The 17408-nt window shown below is 46.1% G+C and carries 17 protein-coding genes; 14 read left to right on the forward strand and 3 right to left on the reverse strand.

Annotated elements, in window-relative coordinates; translation table 11 throughout:
- Positions 1–182 precede the first annotated feature (182 nt).
- The 5 genes from L1076_RS11790 (at position 183) to L1076_RS11810 (ending at position 6442) form a co-directional block, all read left to right on the forward strand.
- On the forward strand, positions 183–1730 hold the full coding sequence (locus L1076_RS11790; RefSeq protein ID WP_009707066.1) for an arylsulfatase: 1548 nt from the start codon (positions 183–185) through the stop codon (positions 1728–1730).
- A 385-nt stretch (positions 1731–2115) separates the two neighbouring features.
- Positions 2116–2631 (forward strand): hypothetical protein, encoded by a 516-nt coding sequence (locus tag L1076_RS11795; RefSeq protein WP_054755808.1) that lies wholly within the window; start codon positions 2116–2118, stop codon positions 2629–2631.
- A 349-nt stretch (positions 2632–2980) separates the two neighbouring features.
- Complete coding sequence (ascF, locus tag L1076_RS11800) at positions 2981–4474, forward strand: PTS cellobiose/arbutin/salicin transporter subunit IIBC (protein WP_237303655.1); 1494 nt, start codon at positions 2981–2983, stop codon at positions 4472–4474.
- A 63-nt stretch (positions 4475–4537) separates the two neighbouring features.
- Entirely contained in the window at positions 4538–5965 is a 1428-nt protein-coding gene (locus L1076_RS11805; RefSeq protein ID WP_054755810.1) for a 6-phospho-beta-glucosidase, read from the forward strand.
- A 141-nt stretch (positions 5966–6106) separates the two neighbouring features.
- Positions 6107–6442, forward strand: coding sequence for a zinc ribbon domain-containing protein YjdM (locus L1076_RS11810; RefSeq protein WP_005426222.1), 336 nt, complete (start codon positions 6107–6109; stop codon positions 6440–6442).
- A 75-nt stretch (positions 6443–6517) separates the two neighbouring features.
- Here the strand turns inward: L1076_RS11810 and L1076_RS11815 are convergent, their stop codons facing one another.
- The gene (locus L1076_RS11815) at positions 6518–7204 is read right to left on the reverse strand and encodes a cyclic nucleotide-binding domain-containing protein (RefSeq protein WP_054755812.1); all 687 of its coding nucleotides are present in this window, start codon (positions 7202–7204) and stop codon (positions 6518–6520) included.
- A gap of 212 nt (positions 7205–7416) precedes the next feature.
- On the opposite strand from L1076_RS11815, the gene L1076_RS11820 reads away from it, so the two are divergent.
- Positions 7417–8223, forward strand: coding sequence for a class I SAM-dependent methyltransferase (locus L1076_RS11820; protein WP_054755813.1), 807 nt, complete (start codon positions 7417–7419; stop codon positions 8221–8223).
- A gap of 3 nt (positions 8224–8226) precedes the next feature.
- A complete protein-coding gene (locus L1076_RS11825) occupies positions 8227–8550 on the forward strand; it encodes a cupin domain-containing protein (protein ID WP_009698239.1) in 324 nt (107 codons plus the stop codon).
- A gap of 80 nt (positions 8551–8630) precedes the next feature.
- Here the strand turns inward: L1076_RS11825 and L1076_RS11830 are convergent, their stop codons facing one another.
- Both L1076_RS11830 and L1076_RS11835 read right to left on the reverse strand, forming a co-directional pair.
- Positions 8631–9500 carry a nickel transporter gene (locus tag L1076_RS11830; RefSeq protein WP_054755815.1) on the reverse strand — a complete coding sequence of 290 codons (870 nt, stop codon included), beginning with the start codon at positions 9498–9500 and terminating at the stop codon, positions 8631–8633.
- Positions 9500–10165 (reverse strand): DUF1007 family protein, encoded by a 666-nt coding sequence (locus L1076_RS11835; protein ID WP_237303656.1) that lies wholly within the window; start codon positions 10163–10165, stop codon positions 9500–9502. The genes L1076_RS11830 and L1076_RS11835 overlap by 1 nt, the downstream gene beginning before the upstream one ends.
- Positions 10166–10424: 259 nt before the next feature.
- Between L1076_RS11835 and L1076_RS11840 the strand changes: the two genes are divergently transcribed.
- The 7 genes from L1076_RS11840 to L1076_RS11870 all read left to right on the forward strand — a co-directional run bounded on the left by L1076_RS11840 (position 10425) and on the right by L1076_RS11870 (position 17348).
- Positions 10425–10721 (forward strand): DUF2607 family protein, encoded by a 297-nt coding sequence (locus L1076_RS11840; protein WP_275424157.1) that lies wholly within the window; start codon positions 10425–10427, stop codon positions 10719–10721.
- Positions 10722–11001: 280 nt separating this feature from the next.
- Complete coding sequence (nikA, locus tag L1076_RS11845; RefSeq protein ID WP_237303658.1) at positions 11002–12588, forward strand: nickel ABC transporter substrate-binding protein; 1587 nt, start codon at positions 11002–11004, stop codon at positions 12586–12588.
- Positions 12589–12696: 108 nt separating this feature from the next.
- Positions 12697–13641 (forward strand): nickel/cobalt ABC transporter permease, encoded by a 945-nt coding sequence (gene opp1B, locus L1076_RS11850; RefSeq protein WP_038866927.1) that lies wholly within the window; start codon positions 12697–12699, stop codon positions 13639–13641.
- Positions 13638–14462, forward strand: coding sequence for a nickel/cobalt ABC transporter permease (gene opp1C, locus L1076_RS11855; protein WP_038866929.1), 825 nt, complete (start codon positions 13638–13640; stop codon positions 14460–14462). The genes opp1B and opp1C overlap by 4 nt, the downstream gene beginning before the upstream one ends.
- Positions 14459–15265: an ABC transporter ATP-binding protein gene (locus L1076_RS11860; RefSeq protein WP_237303659.1), complete on the forward strand. Its 807-nt coding sequence runs from the start codon at positions 14459–14461 to the stop codon at positions 15263–15265. Before opp1C ends, L1076_RS11860 begins: the two co-directional genes overlap by 4 nt.
- Positions 15265–16047, forward strand: a complete 783-nt coding sequence (locus tag L1076_RS11865; protein WP_237303660.1) for a dipeptide/oligopeptide/nickel ABC transporter ATP-binding protein — start codon at positions 15265–15267, stop codon at positions 16045–16047. Before L1076_RS11860 ends, L1076_RS11865 begins: the two co-directional genes overlap by 1 nt.
- Positions 16044–17348, forward strand: a complete 1305-nt coding sequence (locus tag L1076_RS11870) for an MATE family efflux transporter (protein WP_045453154.1) — start codon at positions 16044–16046, stop codon at positions 17346–17348. Before L1076_RS11865 ends, L1076_RS11870 begins: the two co-directional genes overlap by 4 nt.
- Positions 17349–17408: the final 60 nt, after the last annotated feature.

The raw sequence follows: 17408 nt of genomic DNA on the forward strand, positions 1-17408 counted from the left end.
GTTAAATATCTATTCTTAAAGCGGTGGATGTATTGAATATATCCATCGTCTAATTCCAAATATAAATAATGTTGTTCGTGAATCGTGAATCGTGAATCGTGAATCGTGAGAGTGGATTGCTTTTCCTCATTTTAAAATACTCATTAATTCACTCAACCAAGAACCATTATAGAAATAATATTATGAAGATAAATAAATCTACACTAACGCTTGCGATGGTGGCCGCCACATCATCGGTTGCAGCCCACGCGGCTTCTAAACCAAACATGCTGGTTATTTTTGGGGATGATGTCGGTTACGGCAATATTTCTGCATATAACCAAGGTATGTTGGGTTACGAGACGCCAAATATTGACCGTATTGCTCAAGAGGGCGCTTTATTTACCACTTACTATGCACAACAATCTTGTACCGCAGGACGCAGTACATTTATCACAGGTCAGATGCCAGCTCGTACTGGTTTGACTAAAGTTGGTCTACCTGGTGCCGCGCAAGGCATGCAAATGCAAGACATCACCATGGCAACAGCGCTAAAAGACATGGGCTACGCCACGGGGCAATTCGGTAAAAACCACTTGGGCGACAAAGACGACATGTTGCCAACCAATCATGGTTTTGATGAGTTCATGGGGAACCTGTACCACCTCAATGCAGAGGAAGAACCAGAAAACCCAGACTACCCGAAAGATCCTGAGTTTCGTAAGAACTTTGGCCCGCGTGGTGTGATTCACTCCTATGCGGATGGCAAGATCGAAGATACAGGGCCGCTGACGCGAAAACGTATGGAAACGGTCGATGAAGAAACCCTTGATGCCGCGATGAACTTCATGGAGCGTCAGGTCAAAGCCGATAAACCATTCTTCTTATGGTATAACGCAACGCGCATGCACATCAGCACTCACGTGAAAGCAGAGCACCGCACAACAGGGCTTGGCGAATACGCAGACGGCATGGTTGAGCACGACAACATGGTTGGGGATTTGCTTGATAAGCTCGATGACTTGAAGATTGCGGATAATACCATTGTGATTTACACCACGGATAATGGCCCAATGAATGCGACGTGGCCAGATGCCGCATTTAGCCCATTCCGTGGTGAGAAGAACACTGGTTGGGAAGGGGGCTTCCGAGTACCCGCAATGATTCGTTGGCCTGGTCATATTCAGCCAAACACCAAGCTGAACGACATGTTCGCGAGTGAAGACTGGTTCCCAACGCTACTATCCATTGCTGGTAATGACACCATCAAGCAAGACTTGCTAAAAGGATATAAGTCTTCTTCGGCAGACCAGACTTACAAAAACCACCTTGATGGCTACAACCAAGTTGATTTCATTACGGGTAAAACAGACAAATCAGCGCGTGATGAGTTCTTCTATTGGTCTGACGATGGTGAGCTGCTTGCTATGCGTGATAAACGATTCAAGATGCACTTCAAGATCCAAGAACACGAAGGCTGGGATGTTTGGACCAAAGAGCTGACTAACTTGCGTTTACCAATGATCTTCGACCTTCAAGTCGATCCACTTGAGAAAGGCGATCAAGGCTTTGGCTACAAGAAATGGCAGTTTGAGCATGTGTTCTTGTTGGTTCCTGCTCAACAGAAAGTCGCAGAGATGTTGAAGTCATTTAAAGAGTTCCCTCCACGACAAGAGATCCCAAGCTTCTCAGTCGACAAAGTCATGGAGCAAATGACTAACTTACGTAAGTTGGAAGAAGCGAAAAGCTAGCAATTACTTCACCTCAACTAAAGTAAAGCCAGAGAATGACTCTGGCTTTTTTTGTTTCGAAATTAACGTTTTATAAATGTTACTTGCTCTATTTATTGAAAAATGACATGTTACAAACTTCATTGATAAGCAACCTCTTGATTAAAAGTGTGAGAAGTTCACGGTAAGGAAATGAGATGAGCGTAATTCCTGGAGCAATAGTGACCGCAATTATCATAATTGCTTGGTTCGTGCCGTTTATGATAATTACCACCTCTCGACAAACGGGAAGGCCTGAAAAGTTTCTATGGGTTTGTGCATTGTTGTTTGTGTCATGGTTCTGCTGGATTATTTACTGGCTTGTTGCACCACTCAAGCCAATTCACGATGAGGGTTGGGAGAGGAAATGAACTATGTCTTATCATTCATGCGTTTCCTCAACCCTAATTACATCAAAACACACCTCTACTTGGTGGCGTTAATCTTACTCTCCATTGTTGGTCTGATCGTCTATCAAGTTAACTCAGGACCAACCAAGGAAGAAGTCAAGTACTATAAAGGAACGGTCACACACGCATCAGGTGGTGTGGTGGTTTTTGATGTCCCGCCTGAAGGATTTATTGTCTCGTCTGGCAGCTATTACGATCTGGAAATCCACCCGAATGGATTGATTGTGGAAGCACTGACTGACTCTGGCATCGCAGACGGACTGCTCAATCAAGAGGTGAAGTTTGGTGTGATCTTCGCAACAGGCAGACATGTTGCTGCGCCCTATAAGTTGGTTTATCTAGAGCAAAATCGACAGGTAATTGTTTCTCTGGAAGAGGGCTTGGATAGCCGTTTTAGTTGGCTCTATCTGTGCTTGACCATATTTGCGCTGCTCGCGTTGATGCTACGTGTTAGTCGAATGACATTTCATTAGTTCTCGTTTGAACCTACCTTACATTTATCTGCTTAATCCTCTCAAATGATGGTTTCTTGCTCATATGCAACATCATTAGCTTCATCAATGAAATAGCGGATCAGATTTACGTCTTTGAGAACGTGAATCATGTTTAGATTTCGCTGTTTCATTCACCTTGCAGTGGATTCCAGCCATTATCCCACTTTGAACTTGTTCTCCGAATACGCGGTTTATTTACTTATAGTTACCAGTAACATGTTACCGGTAACTTGGTTGTTGTGTTCGATTTCGTTGATTCTCATTTGAAGGTTCGCAGCAAGAAAACAACCTCCCTACAGGTTGATGAATAATAATTGGAGTGAGAAAGATGGCGAAAGATTACGGCATCATTGCTCGTTCAGTACTAGAGAAGCTGGGCGGTGCAGAAAACGTAGTGGCACTAACACACTGCATGACGCGATTGCGTTTTGTATTAAGCGATGAAAGTAAGATAGATGCAGAAGCACTGAAGGGCATCAAAGGTGTGATGGGTGTGGTTCACAATGGTGATAAATGTCAGGTCATCATTGGTAATAACGTCTCTTATGCGTACAAAGAAGTGATGGCATTGTGCAACCTTTCTTCATCAGAATCGAGTAAACCAGAGAAAAAGGTCAAGCTTACTCCAAAAGTGATTGGCGCTAAGATCCTTGATGCGTTGGTCGGTACCATGTCACCACTGATTCCGGCGATCATCGGCGGCTCAATGGTGAAGCTGCTGGCTATGGTTCTTAAGATGACAGGCTTGCTTGATGATGATTCTTCAACACTGATCATCCTCAATGCGATTGGCGACGGCGCGTTCTTCTTCCTACCCGTTATGGTTGCCGCGTCTGCTTCAATTAAATTCAAAACCAACATGTCACTGTCCATCGCGATTGCGGGCGTGTTGATTCACCCAAACTTCATGGAGTTGATGGCGCAAGCGGCTGATGGCGAGCACGTTGACTTCTTCAGCATTCCAATTACTTCGGTGAAATACACTTATACCGTTATTCCTGTGTTGGTGATGACTTGGGCGCTGTCTTACATCGAACGTTGGGTTGATAGCATCACACCTGCAGTGACGAAGAACTTCCTAAAACCGATGCTGATCGTATTGATTGCAGCACCACTAGCCATTGTTTTGATTGGTCCACTAGGTATTTGGATTGGTACTGCGCTTTCAGCATTGGTTTACACCATTCACAGCACTCTAGGATGGTTGTCGGTTGCGATCATGGGCGCTCTTTGGCCACTATTGGTTCTGACCGGTATGCACCGCGTATTTACACCGACCATCATTCAAACCATTGCTGAAACTGGCCGTGAAGGCATGGTTATGCCATCGGAAATTGGTGCCAACATCGGCATGGGTGGCGCTTGTCTTGCGGTTGCATGGAAAACTAAAAACCGCGAACTAAAACAAACCGCGAGTGCGGCGGGGGCGTCTGCAATTTTTGCGGGTATCTCAGAGCCTGCACTTTACGGCGTGCTTGTTCGTCTGAAACGACCACTCATCGCGACCATGATCACTGGTTTCATCGTGGGTGCGCTGGCCGGCATGGCAGGGCTGGCGAGTCACTCAATGGCAGCGCCGAGCTTGTTCACCAGTGTGCAGTTCTTTGATGTGAACGACCCGATGAGTATCGCTTGGGTATTTGGTCTGATTGCTCTGTCGATTGTGCTTTCTTTTGCTCTAACTTTAATCCTTGGGTTTGAGGACATCCCGAACGATGAAGACGAAGAGGGCGAAGCTATCGCAAATAAAGACGTCGCAAATAAAGAAAAAGCCGAAGAACAAGAAACGGTGTTAGAGCCTGCAAAGCCAGCTTCCGCATAACCAAGATTTGAATAGTGGATAGAGCCGCCTTTGCTGGTGGCTCTATGTTAAGAGGTAAATAAGATGTCTAAATCTGTGTTCCCAGAAAACTTCCTATGGGGTGGGGCTATTGCAGCAAACCAATCTGAGGGTGGCTACCGAGAAGGTGGCAAAGGGCTCACGACCGTGGATATGATCCCCTATGGTGACAACCGAATGCCAATCAAACTCGGCCTTGTCGATTCGGTGGAATTGAGCGAAGAAGAGTTTTACCCAAGCCACCAAGCCATCGACTTTTATCACCGTTACAAAGAAGACGTCGCACTTCTAGCGGAGATGGGTTTCAAGACCTTTCGCATGTCGATCGCATGGAGCCGAATCTTCCCGAAAGGCGATGAACTAGAGCCAAACCAAGCAGGCATTGATTTCTACCGCAGCGTATTTGAAGAGTGCCACAAGTACGGTATTGAGCCGCTTGTCACACTGTGCCATTTCGATGTGCCAATGCATCTTGTGAACGAATATGGCTCTTGGCGAAATCGTAAGATGATTGGCTTTTTTGAACGCTACGCAAGAACCTGTTTTGAAGCTTTTGATGGGCTAGTGAAATACTGGCTGACGTTCAATGAAATAAACATCCTTCTGCATAGCCCATTCTCTGGTGCGGGTTTGTTGTTCCAAGAGGGTGAAAACCGTGATCAAGTGAAATATCAAGCCGCGCACCATGAGCTTGTTGCAAGCGCGCTGGTGACTAAGATTGCTCATGAGATCAATCCAGAGAACCAAGTTGGCTGTATGCTCGCGGGGGGTAACTTCTACCCATACAGCTGCAAGCCGGAAGATGTGTTCACCGCGATGCAAAAAGATCGTGAGAACTTATTCTTTATTGATGTTCAATCTCGTGGCTACTACCCATCTTACGCACAGAAAGTGTTTGATGAAAAAGGCGTGAAGCTGGAGATTCTTGAAGAAGATTACGAGACGCTGAAACACACAGTCGATTTCATCTCATTCAGTTACTACGCCTCACGTTGTGCATCAGCAGAGATGAATGCCAATAACACCAGTGAAGCCAACGTCGTGAAGTCGATTAGGAACCCGCATTTGCCTGCCAGCGATTGGGGGTGGGTGATTGACCCGCTTGGCCTGCGTATTACTATGAACACCCTTTATGATCGCTACCAAAAGCCATTGTTCTTAGTAGAAAACGGTCTGGGCGCGAAAGATGTGCCGGATGAAAATGGTGAAGTACAAGACGATTACCGCATTGATTATCTGCGCCAACACGTAGAAGCCATGGCCGATGCGATTACCGATGGTGTTCCGCTGATGGGCTTTACACCGTGGGGTTGTATCGACTTGGTAGCGGCATCAACGGGTGAGATGAGTAAGCGCTATGGCTTTATCTATGTAGATAGAGACAACCTAGGCAACGGCACACTAAACCGAACGCCAAAGAAGTCTTTCCACTGGTATAAGCGTGTTATCGCGTCTAACGGTACAGAGCTTTAATCGAACAGAAACACGCCCTTATCTTAAATGCCTTACCAAAGAGGGAAGGCTAAGCTGTGAGGGCGTTTTTTGACAAATCTACTCGATAAGGTGAACAATACCCTTTACCATAACGGCAAATTCATTAGCTCGTAATTACTTATGTCTCTACCTCCTTGCCCAAACTGTAACTCAGAATACGTTTACCCAGACCAAGACCATCTTGTTTGCCCAGAGTGCGCCTACGAGTGGAACCCGACTCAGGCGGCAGATGAAGATGCCGTAAACGTGAAAGATGCCAACGGCACGTTGCTGCAAGAAGGTGATAAGGTCACGTTAGCGAAAGACTTAAAAGTAAAAGGCAGTTCGCTGGTACTTAAGATCGGCACCAAAGCGGTGATTCGTCGCATCAAAGACGGCAAAGATCACCAGCTAGATTGCAAAGTTGATGGCGCTGGTGAGATGATGGTGACGGCGCAGTTTGTGAAAAAGGCGTAAGATCTGCACTGGAATATCGCTTTCAGAAACAATAAAAAACAGCTCACTAGGAGCTGTTTTTTTGTTTTAGGGCGTTTAAGCTAAATCTTGCTGGAATATTTCTGGAGCTAACTCCACGGCTTCGCACATGGCGGGAATATCTAGCAGCGTGATATGACTTTCGCACTCAGTAATAAAACCATCGTTTTTCAGTTTTTTGAACGTTCTAGAAAGCGTCTCTGGCGTCATTCCTAACTGTGTTGCGAGCAGCTTTTTTGTCACGGGTAACGTGATTTTCCCTTCACTTCTTGATTGAGCGCGATAGAAGTCAGCCAATTTCATCACCAGTCTTTGGTTCGCGTTTACTTGCGTCAAAATGTTCACTGTATCCATAAGCTGGTGGATGCGATTGGTCATGTAGTTCATGACTTTTAATGAAGTCTGCGGAGACTGAGTAAACACCGTTAACACATCTTGGTAGTGGAACACAGACAACTCCGTGTCCTGATCTACGCGGGCACTCATCGGATAGGTTCTTGGGGACATAAACATCGCCATTTCCGCAATCATTTCTCCCGCCATAAACACCCGAAACAGCTTTTCGTCGCCGTTTGGCATCAAACGAAACAGCGAGACTTTTCCTCTCTCTACCAAATACATATTTTCCGCAGGTTCCCCACGTTCAAACAGTTGATGTCCAGCATCGCAATGCAAAGGCGAGCGTTTTGAAAAGAGTTGCGTTTTTTCTTCTTCGTTAAGGATCGAAACAATAGAGCCGGGCACGCTGTTTTCCTTAGCTTGATAATTATCAAGCAGCAAATTCGGACTTGGGGGATAAGATACAAATAATAATCATTATTGATTGATGTGCCAACTTATCCAACCTGAGAAAGGAGAACAGTTATGGACGGTATTAGCCACGTATTTCGATGGGTTGCCTTGTGCGGTCTGGTCGTTCTTTTTGTTCCCGTCGCCATCTTTGCTTAGGAGTCATTATGTCTAAACGATTAGCGATGCCCAATGAAGGGCGAGAAGTGACAAAAACACCGGGACACTGGGTACTCGCTCAACTGGGTAAGAAAGTACTGCGTCCTGGTGGCAAAGAGCTGACACAAAAAATGTTGCAAGGGTTGGCAATTACCCGTGATGACCGCGTTGTCGAATTCGCGCCCGGTATGGGTTACACCGCACGCTTGTGCTTGGAAAAATCCCCTGCAAGCTACACCGCTGTAGAACAAAATGAGCAGGCAGCCGAGATTGTTCGCTCTTACTTACAGGGTGCAAACCAACGTTGTCATGTCGGGAATGCACAAGAGACAGGGTTAGAGCCAGAATGCGCTTCTGTGGTTTATGGCGAAGCTATGCTGACGATGCAATCCGATGCGCGTAAAAACGAAATTATTGCTGAGGCTGCTCGAATCCTCGCGACTCATGGGCGTTACGGTATCCATGAACTGTGCATTACGCCAGATACTATCGATGAAGATAAAAAGCGCGCAATTCAAAGAGAAGTTTCCGAGACCATTCAACACCCCGCAAAACCCATCACACCCGCAGAGTGGAAAGCACTGATGGAAGAGAATGGTTTTGTCGTTGAATTTGAAGCTGTTGCTCCAATGCATTTACTCGAACCAAAACGCGTTATCGCCGATGAAGGCTTGAGTGGGTTCTTAAAAATCGTGAAAAACGTACTGACTAAACCGCAAGCGAGAAAGCGTGTGTTAGGCATGCGAAAGATTTTCCGCAAATACGAAAAGAACCTATCTGCGATAACGCTTGTCGCAAGAAAGAAGGAAAGCTAAATCATGTTTGAATACACCTTATATGAAGATCTCGCCAGCGAAGTGGATATCCCCAAAGCAGGTATCACAAGTTGTCCTGTGTACAAAAGTGAGCGTTTGCGAGGTGTTATTTTCGGGTTCGCCGAGGGTGAAGAAATGAGTGAACATACTGCAGCAGTACCAGCGATTGCACAAATACTCGAAGGAGAATGTACGTTCACATTAGAAGAAGAGGCGAAGGAACTAAAAGCTGGTGCTTGGTTGCTAATGGATGCGCATTTGCCTCACAGCATTATCGCAAAAACGCCCTTGAAGCTGATGCTGTACCTGTTGCGCGAGCCTAAGTAACACGCAGTATCGAGATACAAACCAATGTAAATTTAGCCCCAACCAAGTGTTGGGGCTTTTGCGTTTATTGTTGTCGGTACTTATCTGACGAAGTTCTGCAATCCTGCCACGCTGGCAAAGTTATAGAGAATAAAACCCGATGCCACCATAGTAACTGCCAAAACAAGGTTAAGCGTATCGCTCAAGTTGGCATTAGGTTTGGCGTTGTGGTTTTTCATTTGGCGTTGAATCGTTAAAGCGTTGAACACCAATATCGAGTTGGTCATTGCTGTTCCTAAAGCCATCACGAATGTCGCGATCATGCCCCACATTAAGCTGCCTAACATGTTAGAGAGAAACAGAACCAGCACCGCGCCAGTACAAGGGCGGAAGCCGATAAGCAGTAGTGCTTTCCATGAAATATTGCCATTGGAATCTGCGGAATCATCATCTTCTGGAGAGGGAGTTTGCTTGAGGCGGCGTTTAACCACAGACGCAAACTCTTTCAACGCCAGCAGAATAATAAAAACCGCACAACCTTGCGTTAGCAGACGAACATTATCGGAAAGGCTGAAAGCAAACTGCTCTGCAATCTTATCGGTAATCACGAAAAGAATGCACGCGCTTGCGGCTTGCAGGGCGGCAATAATCACGACCAATACAAGCGCTTGTCGACGACGGTAGCCATGAATAAGGCTCATTGATGTCACTGCCGTTTTACCGTGCCCAGGGGCAACTGAATGCAACAAACCATACAGAAAGCTAAAACCCAACAAGTACCAACCGTACAACAGTTGCCCTTGGCTGATGAGCATCAGGTATTCACTGAGCGAGTTTACCGTGTCACGTTGAAGCCGAATCAACTGCATCCAGTAAGCAGGGAAGTGATTCCAAATATGCAGAGTAATGGCTAACAGCACCACGCTAAACACAGCGAACAGGGCACGTTTGAAGGCTAACGAGTTTCCCATTAGTTCTCCTCCGGATCACAGGTGAAGAGGGCTTTTTGGGTAAATAGCTGACCGAGTTCGTTATCTGGGTCAGCATCAACAGAGAGTGACATCGCGTAAGTCACTTGCTCTGGTGTTGGGTTTGGTTCAACCACGTCGATATGACAACGATCAGCGTAAGGCTTATTGATGGTGATGGCATGCTTATGTTCCCAACTCATATCTACGAAGTAACTTGGATCAAAGATAAGTAGACGCAGATCAGGCGTGTAGATACTGGTGGGTTTAGCGAGTTCAAGATTGAACTTCAATGTTGCTTTTGCACCATTCATCTCGATAGACCCTTCTTCCACCATCTTGTAGCGAATCGGTTCATCGTCGGCATAAAAGTAGGTGAAGTAATGGCTTGATAACAGGTTGTAAATCACCTGACTAGAGAGGGGCGAAAGTACCTCATCTCGATTTTCGTCGGTGAGTTTCTCCCCCGCGAGCATGTAAGCCGTGGTCATGGCGTCAAACTCCCAGTTCATTGAGAGCGATTGAATCTTATCTTCTTTGATATTGATTTTGGTTTCCATCGTCACCCAAGAATGAGGGTGGGCGTGGACAAAACAAGAAAACAGCAGCGAGAAAGCAGTAAGAGTTAGGCGTAATCTAGAAAGAGAAAACGATCCAAAAATGGACATCCGATTACCTATGTGTGAAGCAATATGAAAAGTGGAAATTGTTATAACATAACATTTTGGTGATTTGAACGCGGTTGATTTTTTATCACTAAATTTTATAAGGATTTGCCTGTTTGAGGAGAGATGGCTAGGTTTGATGAATATGTATCGAAAGTAAGATTAATTCTCATTATTTTTCAAACTTAAGGTGTTAACTTGATCTAGATAAAGATTTAGCACGCAATGCGGTGTTACATTTCGCCCCATCATCATCACTGAGATGTGGAATTTGAACTACTTTTCTCGCTTTACCAACAATGTGCTGTTAATGCTCGCACTGCTCATGCTGCCTGTCGGTTTGAGTACGTTGTCGATCGTGCACGATTTGGAAATGGAGCCAGAAACGCATCTTCAACATCAGTGCGAAATCTATGACGCGATTCAAACGGCTGTTCACTGCAGCGATTTTGAATTGCCTGTCGTCAATCAAACCCCAGAATATCATCATACAATTCTGACCGAAGCGCATCTCAATGTTTATGAGCTGCCACGTACTCGGTCGCCCCCTCACGCGTAATTGCGTGCTCATTTCCTATCAGCTTTAGACTTCTGTTCGTCTGCCGTAGCTGCGAGATTGCGGGACTTGACGCCGGTGTTTTCAGCATGTTTTCTGGTGACTTTGCCAGATACGCCCACGAGCACAACTAAATATTTTTCTATCTAAATCATTGTCTTATTTTTGTATGAGCCAATGACAGTCAGTTTGATGCCATTAAGGGCTTGATGATTGTTGCCCTTATTGTAGTATTAATATAATTAAAGATAATAATTATCATTAACATTTAAAGGTTTTGTTTATGCCGTCTAAAAAACTGATCGCCGTGGTTGCGGTAGCTGCTTCCGCCATTCTTCCCATTCAAAGTGCTTTCGCAGAAGAGAGCACACTGACGTTTGCCAACTACCGCGACATTCGCGACCTTAACCCGCATCTTTATGGCGGTGAGATTTTTGCGCAAAACTTGATCTTCGAAGGTTTGGTTCACCTTGGTGACAACGGCGTTCTTGAGCCTTGGTTAGCAACCAGTTGGAGCACGTCTGAAGACGGCAAAACCTACACATTTAAGCTGCGCGATGACGTCACTTTTTCTGATGGTACAAAGTTTGACGCTAACGTCGTGAAGGCAAACTTTGATGCATTGCTAGATAACGCAAACCGTCACACTTGGCTTGAGTCGATTCGTCTAATGGTTGAAGTCGAGAAGTCAGGTAAAGAGAGTGTTCGCGTGGTGGACAATAACACCATCGAAGTTGAGTTTGCCGAATCCTACTACCCATTCCTTGTTGAGCTTGGTGTGACACGCCCGTTCCGTTTCCTTTCTCCAAAATGTTTCAAAGACGGCACAACCAAAGATGGCACGAATTGCTACGTCGGCACGGGTAGCTATGTCCTAACGGACAACGTAGTAGATCAACGTGCAACGTTTGAACGCAACGAAAACTACTGGGGTGAGAAACCTCAGGTTGACAAGATCATCGCGAAAGTGATCCCAGACAACCAATCGCGCCTATTGTCACTGCGCAGTGGCGAAGTAGACATGGTTTACGGTTTGCAGCTAATCAGTGCTCAATCATTCAAGCAGTTTGAAAAAGATCCACGTTTTGGCACTAACCTGTCAGATCCGGTTTCTACACGTATGCTGATTCTGAACTCAGCGAGTGAAAGCCTGAGTGATACGCGTGTTCGCCAAGCGTTGAGCCATCTAACCAACAAAGCGATCATTGCTGAGCGTATTATGCTAGGTCTTGAAAAACCAGCAGACACGCTATTGGCGCAAAACGTACCTTACGCAAACATCGAGCTGACGCCATACCAATACGACGTTGCTCAAGCAGAAAAACTGCTGGATGAAGCGGGTTGGAAGAAAGACGGCAAAGTGCGCAAGCTAAACGGTAAGCCTTTTGAAATCACGCTTTCTTACGACAGTGACAAAGTGGTTGAGCGTACTATCGCGCAATACCTACAAAGTGAATGGTCAAAAGTGGGTTTGAAAATGAACCTTGTTGGTGAAGAAGAACAGGCACACCGTGACCGTTTGAAACAAGGTGACTTTGACCTATCGTTCAACATCTCTTGGGGTACGCCTTACGATCCTCAATCGTTCCTAGGTGGTATGCGTAAACCGGTTTACGGCGATTACGCAGCGCAGCAGGGCATTCCTGAAAAAGCAGAAATCGATAAGAACATCCTTGAAGCACTAGAAGCGATTGATGAAACAGAGCGTCAAGCGCACTACACCTACGTATTGAAAACACTGCACGAGCAAGCGATCTACATCCCGATCAGCTACGAGCAAAACCGTGCGATTTTCAACAAGCGTGTAGAGGGTGTGGGCTTTAACCCATCTCAATTTGAGATTCCTTTGCAACGTATGTCTGTTAAGTAATCTCACCAGTCGGTGGACCACACACTGACTCAAAGTATCACGACTGGCACTCTGAATTGGGTGTCAGTCTTTTTACTTTTCTAACTAAAACGTAGAGAAAGTATCTGCATGGCGAAATACATAATCAAGCGGCTACTGAGTGCAAGCGTGACACTTTTCTTTGTCTCCTTTATCGCTTTTGCCTTGGTCAATATTATTCCCGCTGATCCTGCCGAAGTTGCATTACGTGTTAACGACACGACGCCAAGCCCAGAGGCGATTGAAGAAATCCGCCAAGAGCTTGGTTTAGATAAACCATTTTTGGTGCGATACGCTAATTGGCTGGTGGCATCACTACAAGGTGACTTTGGTGTGTCTTACACCAACACCAACCGCCTCGTGTCTGAAGAGTTGGCGCGCAGTTTCCCGTACACCTTAAAGCTTGCAGGATTGTCGCTGATTCTACTGGTGTGCGTGAGTATTCCGATGGGCGTGCTCAGTGCGGTGTATAAAGACCACTGGTTTGATCGCATTGTGCGAGTGTTTATCTTTGCCAGCACAGCGATGCCAAACTTCTGGCTCGCGTTTATTCTGATTTGGTTCTTCTCAATTTACATGTACTGGCTGCCAAGCAGCGGGGCATCGACCTTCAGTCATTTTATTCTGCCATCGATTACGTTGTGTATGGCGTATGTGGCAACGTACATTCGTTTGATCCGCAATTCGATGTTGGATTCGATGAATCATAACTACGTGGTTTACGCCCGAGCGCGTGGCATTCCTGAATATCGCGTGGTGTGGAAACACCTTCTTAAGAACTCGCTGCAAACCTCTATGACGGCTTTGGGTATTGGTATTGTGCGATTGATCGCGGGAACCGTAGTTATCGAAAGCATCTTCGCCATTCCGGGATTAGGGCGTCTTGCACTCGCAGCAATCTTCAATCGAGACTACCCAATCATTCAAGCTTACATCTTGGTGATGGGCAGCTTGTTCGTGGTATCGAACTTACTGATCGATATCTTACATACGGTGGTGGATCCTCGCCTGAAATCAGGAGGTAACAACCAATGATGCAACGTCTCTTTAGCAACAAAACCGTTGTCGCCTGTTTGTTTATTCTTACCGTGATTTGTTTGATGGGGGCATTTGCGCCTTATCTTGCGCCGCACGATCCAAACTTAGCTGATGTGATTAACACCTTGATGCCAATGTCGGCGGAATACCCGCTGGGCACTGACCATTTAGGTCGTTGTATTTACTCACGCCTTCTTTTTGGTATTCGCACCACGCTTTACTACTCCTTGTTGACCATGGTGATCACCGCTTTGGTCGGTGGCTTTATTGGTGTGGTTTCTGGTTACGTGCGCGGCAAAGTTGATGCTCTGATCATGCGCGGTTGTGAAGTCATGCTGTCTTTTCCTTATGAAATCATCGTGCTAAGTATCGTCGGCATCATGGGGCCGGGCATCACTAACATCATCGTGGCAAACTTCATTGCCAAGATTGCATGGTATGTACGCATCGTGCGTAGCTCGGTTATCGCGTTTAATCATCAGAACTACATTATGTATTCGCGCACGGTAAAAACACCGCAAAGCTTCATCTTCCGTAAGCATTTGGCGCCGAATATTGCTGCTGAGGTCATTATTCTCGCTACCTTGGACTTGGGGTGGATCATCCTAAGTATTTCGACGCTGTCTTTCTTGGGACTGGGTATTCAACCGCCGACACCAGAGTGGGGTGCAATGCTCAGTGATGCCAAAGAAGTGCTGTTCTCTAACCCTGAACAAATGTTGATTCCGGGCGCGGCGATTATGGTGGTCGTAGCGTGTTGTAACTTGCTCGGTGACTCACTGCGTGATGTGTTAGACCCAAGAACGGAGCAACGATGATGTTAGAAGTGAAGAATCTTGCTGTGACATTGGAGAAACCTACTCATCGTGAATTGGTTTCTGACGTCAGCTTCACCCTAAAAGAAGACCAATGCTTGGGCATTTTAGGTGAGTCGGGCAGTGGAAAAAGCTTAACTTGTAATGCGATTAATAGCTTGTTAGGTGAGCACTTTGCTATCTCTGGAGAGGCTATTTTTGAGGGTGAAAATTTATTCTCAATGCCACAAAAGCAGCGCCGCCAAATGCGTGGTGAAAAAATCTCGATGATCATGCAAAGCCCAATGACGGCGTTCAATCCGCTGTTCACGATTGGCAATCAAGCCGTCGAGACGATTAAACAGCACTCAGCGATGAGCAGTAAAGACGCGACCGAGTTATTCTGCGATGTGCTCACCCGAGTGAACTTAAAATCGGTGCAATCTTTATTGAAGAAATACCCGCACGAGCTGAGTGGCGGCATGCTGCAACGCATCATGGTGGCGCTGGCTTTAGTGCTAAAACCTAAGCTGATCATTGCCGATGAGCCAACTACAGCGATCGATTACATCTCACAACGAGAGGTCATTAAAGAGCTGCAATTTGTGCGAGAGCAGTTTGGCACTAGCCTGATTTTCGTCAGCCACGATTTAAGTTTGGTTTCGCACATAGCCGATAATGTGATGGTCATGAATCAAGGAAAGGTCGTGGAATATGGCGACACCAAGCAAGTGTTTACCAACCCACAAAGCGAGCACACACGTTATTTGGTTGATACCCGTATGGCGTTGATTAATCGTTTTAAATCCGTGATGGAGACTGCCTAATGCTGATTGATGTTCGAAAAGTTACCAAGGCTTTCAAAAACGATGACAGTTGGTTGTTCCCAAGCTATCAGCATGTTCTCAATGGTGTGTCGATTACCGTAAATGAAGGTGAATGTGTCGGTATCGTTGGCGAATCAGGCAGCGGAAAAAGCACCTTGGGCAAAGTTGTTTTAGGCTTGGAATCTGCCGACAGTGGTGAGGTGGTACTAGGCGAAGCGATTGCTAGCTTACCGACACACAAAGCCATCAGTGTGGTCTTTCAAGATTACAATACCTCGGTGAATCCACGCTTAACCGTGCGTGAAATCATTAATGAACCGCTGATTACTGAAGCAATGAGTAAAGCGCAGCGTGAAGCTTTGCTGACTCAATTGCTCGAAGAGGTGGGGCTAAAAGCAGAAATGCTAGAACGCTACCCGCATCAATTGAGTGGCGGTCAATTGCAGCGCGTTTGTATTGCGCGTGCAGTGGCACCAAACCCAAAATTCATCCTGCTTGATGAAGCGGTGAGCTCGCTGGATGTGTCGGTTCAGGTACAGATCCTCGATTTGCTACAAAAGCTCAAACAAGAGCGCAATATTTCGTACCTGTTTATCACTCACGATATTGCGGTAGCGAGTTTCTTATGTGATCGTCTGATGTTTTTCAAAGGCGGTCAGATTGTTGAACGCGTTGATGACATGCGTAATCTCAAGCACGTACGCGACCCATATACGAAAGAACTGCTAGAAGCCGCTGGCTACCTAGAAATCCCATTTGAAACTGAGTTTAACCAAGAATGAACCTGACTCATAAAGACTATTTTAAAATCGCATTTCCTTTCATCGTTTCTACTGTTACCCAGCCATTATTGGGGGCGGTGGACACCGCGGTGATCGGTAAACTTGGTGTGGCTGAGATGATTGGTGGTGTGGCGATCGGCACCGTCATCATGAACACCTTGTATTGGTTGTTTGGCTTTTTCCGCGTAAGTACTACGGGGCAAAGTGCAATCGCATTAGGTAAAAATAGCCCAGAAGATCAAGCGAGCAGCTTATTCCGTCCTTTCGTGCTTTCGCTCTGCCTTGGCTTGATTTTCATTGCGTTGCAGTCCGTGATTTGGATGGGGGCAGAGCTGATTATCTCCCCTGATGCCGTCGTGGCCGAAAACGCGAAGATTTACTTCGATATCATGATCTTTGGTGCACCGTTTGTACTGCTGAACTACACCGTGATTGGTTGGCTGATGGGGCAGGCGAAAGCCAAAGAAACCTTGTTCACGCAAGTGTTTGGTAACGTGCTGAACATCGTGCTGGATATCGTCTTTGTGTTGTACTTCGATATGGGCATCGCTGGTGTTGCGGTGGCGACACTTATCGCGCAAATCTCGACGTTTGTTATTGGTGCGGTGCTTGTGTTGAAAACCTGTCGCTTTCCGCTGTTTGATTACATTCAGACCGCAAAAATGACGCGTAAAGATCTCAAAGTTATCGCGTCTTCCAATATGGATCTGCTGCTTCGTACTGTGTGTCTATTGGTGTTCTTCAACATGATGGCGCGTGTAGGCTCTCAGCTTGGTTCTGATGTGCTTGCGGCGAACGCAATCTTGATGCAAGTGACCTTCATCGTCAGCTACATGTTCGACGGTGTGGCGAATGCGTCGAGCGTCTTTGCAGGTAAAGCCGTAGGGCAGAAGAATCCGACATTGCTTGGTAACGTGATTAAGCTAAACACGCAATGGACTGCGGCGTTCGTTGTTGTATTGACCTTGTTGTTGGTGCTGTTCAAACACCAAGTGGTGTCGTTATTTACCACTTTGCCAAACCTTGTTGAGCTGTACCTAGACATGAGCCCTTGGTTATTGGCATTCCCGTTGGTTGCTGGTTTTGGTCTTACGTTTTACGGCATCTTTACCGGCACAGGGACAACGCGACCAGTGCGTAACTCTACCTTCCTAACCATGGTGTTGTTCCTAGTGACGCAATTTATTGCGGTGCAATACTGGGGCAATCACGGTTTGTGGCTGGCATTCACTTTGTTCTACGTTGGGCGCTTTGTCTTCTTGTTCCCATACCTCGATCAAGTTAAACAAAAGTGTCAGTAATTCACGGTTTTACAAACTCGGTTATTTAGATGCGCTACCACAAGGGCGGAGCCATCCGCC

The organism is Vibrio sp. MMG023 (assembly GCF_021654215.1).
GTDB classification, from domain to species: domain Bacteria; phylum Pseudomonadota; class Gammaproteobacteria; order Enterobacterales; family Vibrionaceae; genus Vibrio; species Vibrio jasicida.

Bases quoted from the DNA above. Each gene is read 5' to 3' on its own strand.
- L1076_RS11860 (WP_237303659.1), top strand. From the start codon at position 14,459: ATGATGTTAGAAGTGAAGAATCTTGCTGTGACATTGGAGAAACCTACT.
- L1076_RS11820 (WP_054755813.1), top strand. From the start codon at position 7,417: ATGTCTAAACGATTAGCGATGCCCAATGAAGGGCGAGAAGTGACAAAA.
- opp1B (WP_038866927.1), top strand. From the start codon at position 12,697: ATGGCGAAATACATAATCAAGCGGCTACTGAGTGCAAGCGTGACACTT.
- opp1C (WP_038866929.1), top strand. From the start codon at position 13,638: ATGATGCAACGTCTCTTTAGCAACAAAACCGTTGTCGCCTGTTTGTTT.
- L1076_RS11835 (WP_237303656.1), bottom strand. From the start codon at position 10,165: ATGTCCATTTTTGGATCGTTTTCTCTTTCTAGATTACGCCTAACTCTT.
- L1076_RS11865 (WP_237303660.1), top strand. From the start codon at position 15,265: ATGCTGATTGATGTTCGAAAAGTTACCAAGGCTTTCAAAAACGATGAC.
- ascF (WP_237303655.1), top strand. From the start codon at position 2,981: ATGGCGAAAGATTACGGCATCATTGCTCGTTCAGTACTAGAGAAGCTG.
- L1076_RS11825 (WP_009698239.1), top strand. From the start codon at position 8,227: ATGTTTGAATACACCTTATATGAAGATCTCGCCAGCGAAGTGGATATC.
- L1076_RS11830 (WP_054755815.1), bottom strand. From the start codon at position 9,500: ATGGGAAACTCGTTAGCCTTCAAACGTGCCCTGTTCGCTGTGTTTAGC.
- L1076_RS11870 (WP_045453154.1), top strand. From the start codon at position 16,044: ATGAACCTGACTCATAAAGACTATTTTAAAATCGCATTTCCTTTCATC.
- L1076_RS11810 (WP_005426222.1), top strand. From the start codon at position 6,107: ATGTCTCTACCTCCTTGCCCAAACTGTAACTCAGAATACGTTTACCCA.
- L1076_RS11840 (WP_275424157.1), top strand. From the start codon at position 10,425: ATGTGGAATTTGAACTACTTTTCTCGCTTTACCAACAATGTGCTGTTA.
- L1076_RS11805 (WP_054755810.1), top strand. From the start codon at position 4,538: ATGTCTAAATCTGTGTTCCCAGAAAACTTCCTATGGGGTGGGGCTATT.
- L1076_RS11795 (WP_054755808.1), top strand. From the start codon at position 2,116: ATGAACTATGTCTTATCATTCATGCGTTTCCTCAACCCTAATTACATC.
- nikA (WP_237303658.1), top strand. From the start codon at position 11,002: ATGCCGTCTAAAAAACTGATCGCCGTGGTTGCGGTAGCTGCTTCCGCC.
- L1076_RS11790 (WP_009707066.1), top strand. From the start codon at position 183: ATGAAGATAAATAAATCTACACTAACGCTTGCGATGGTGGCCGCCACA.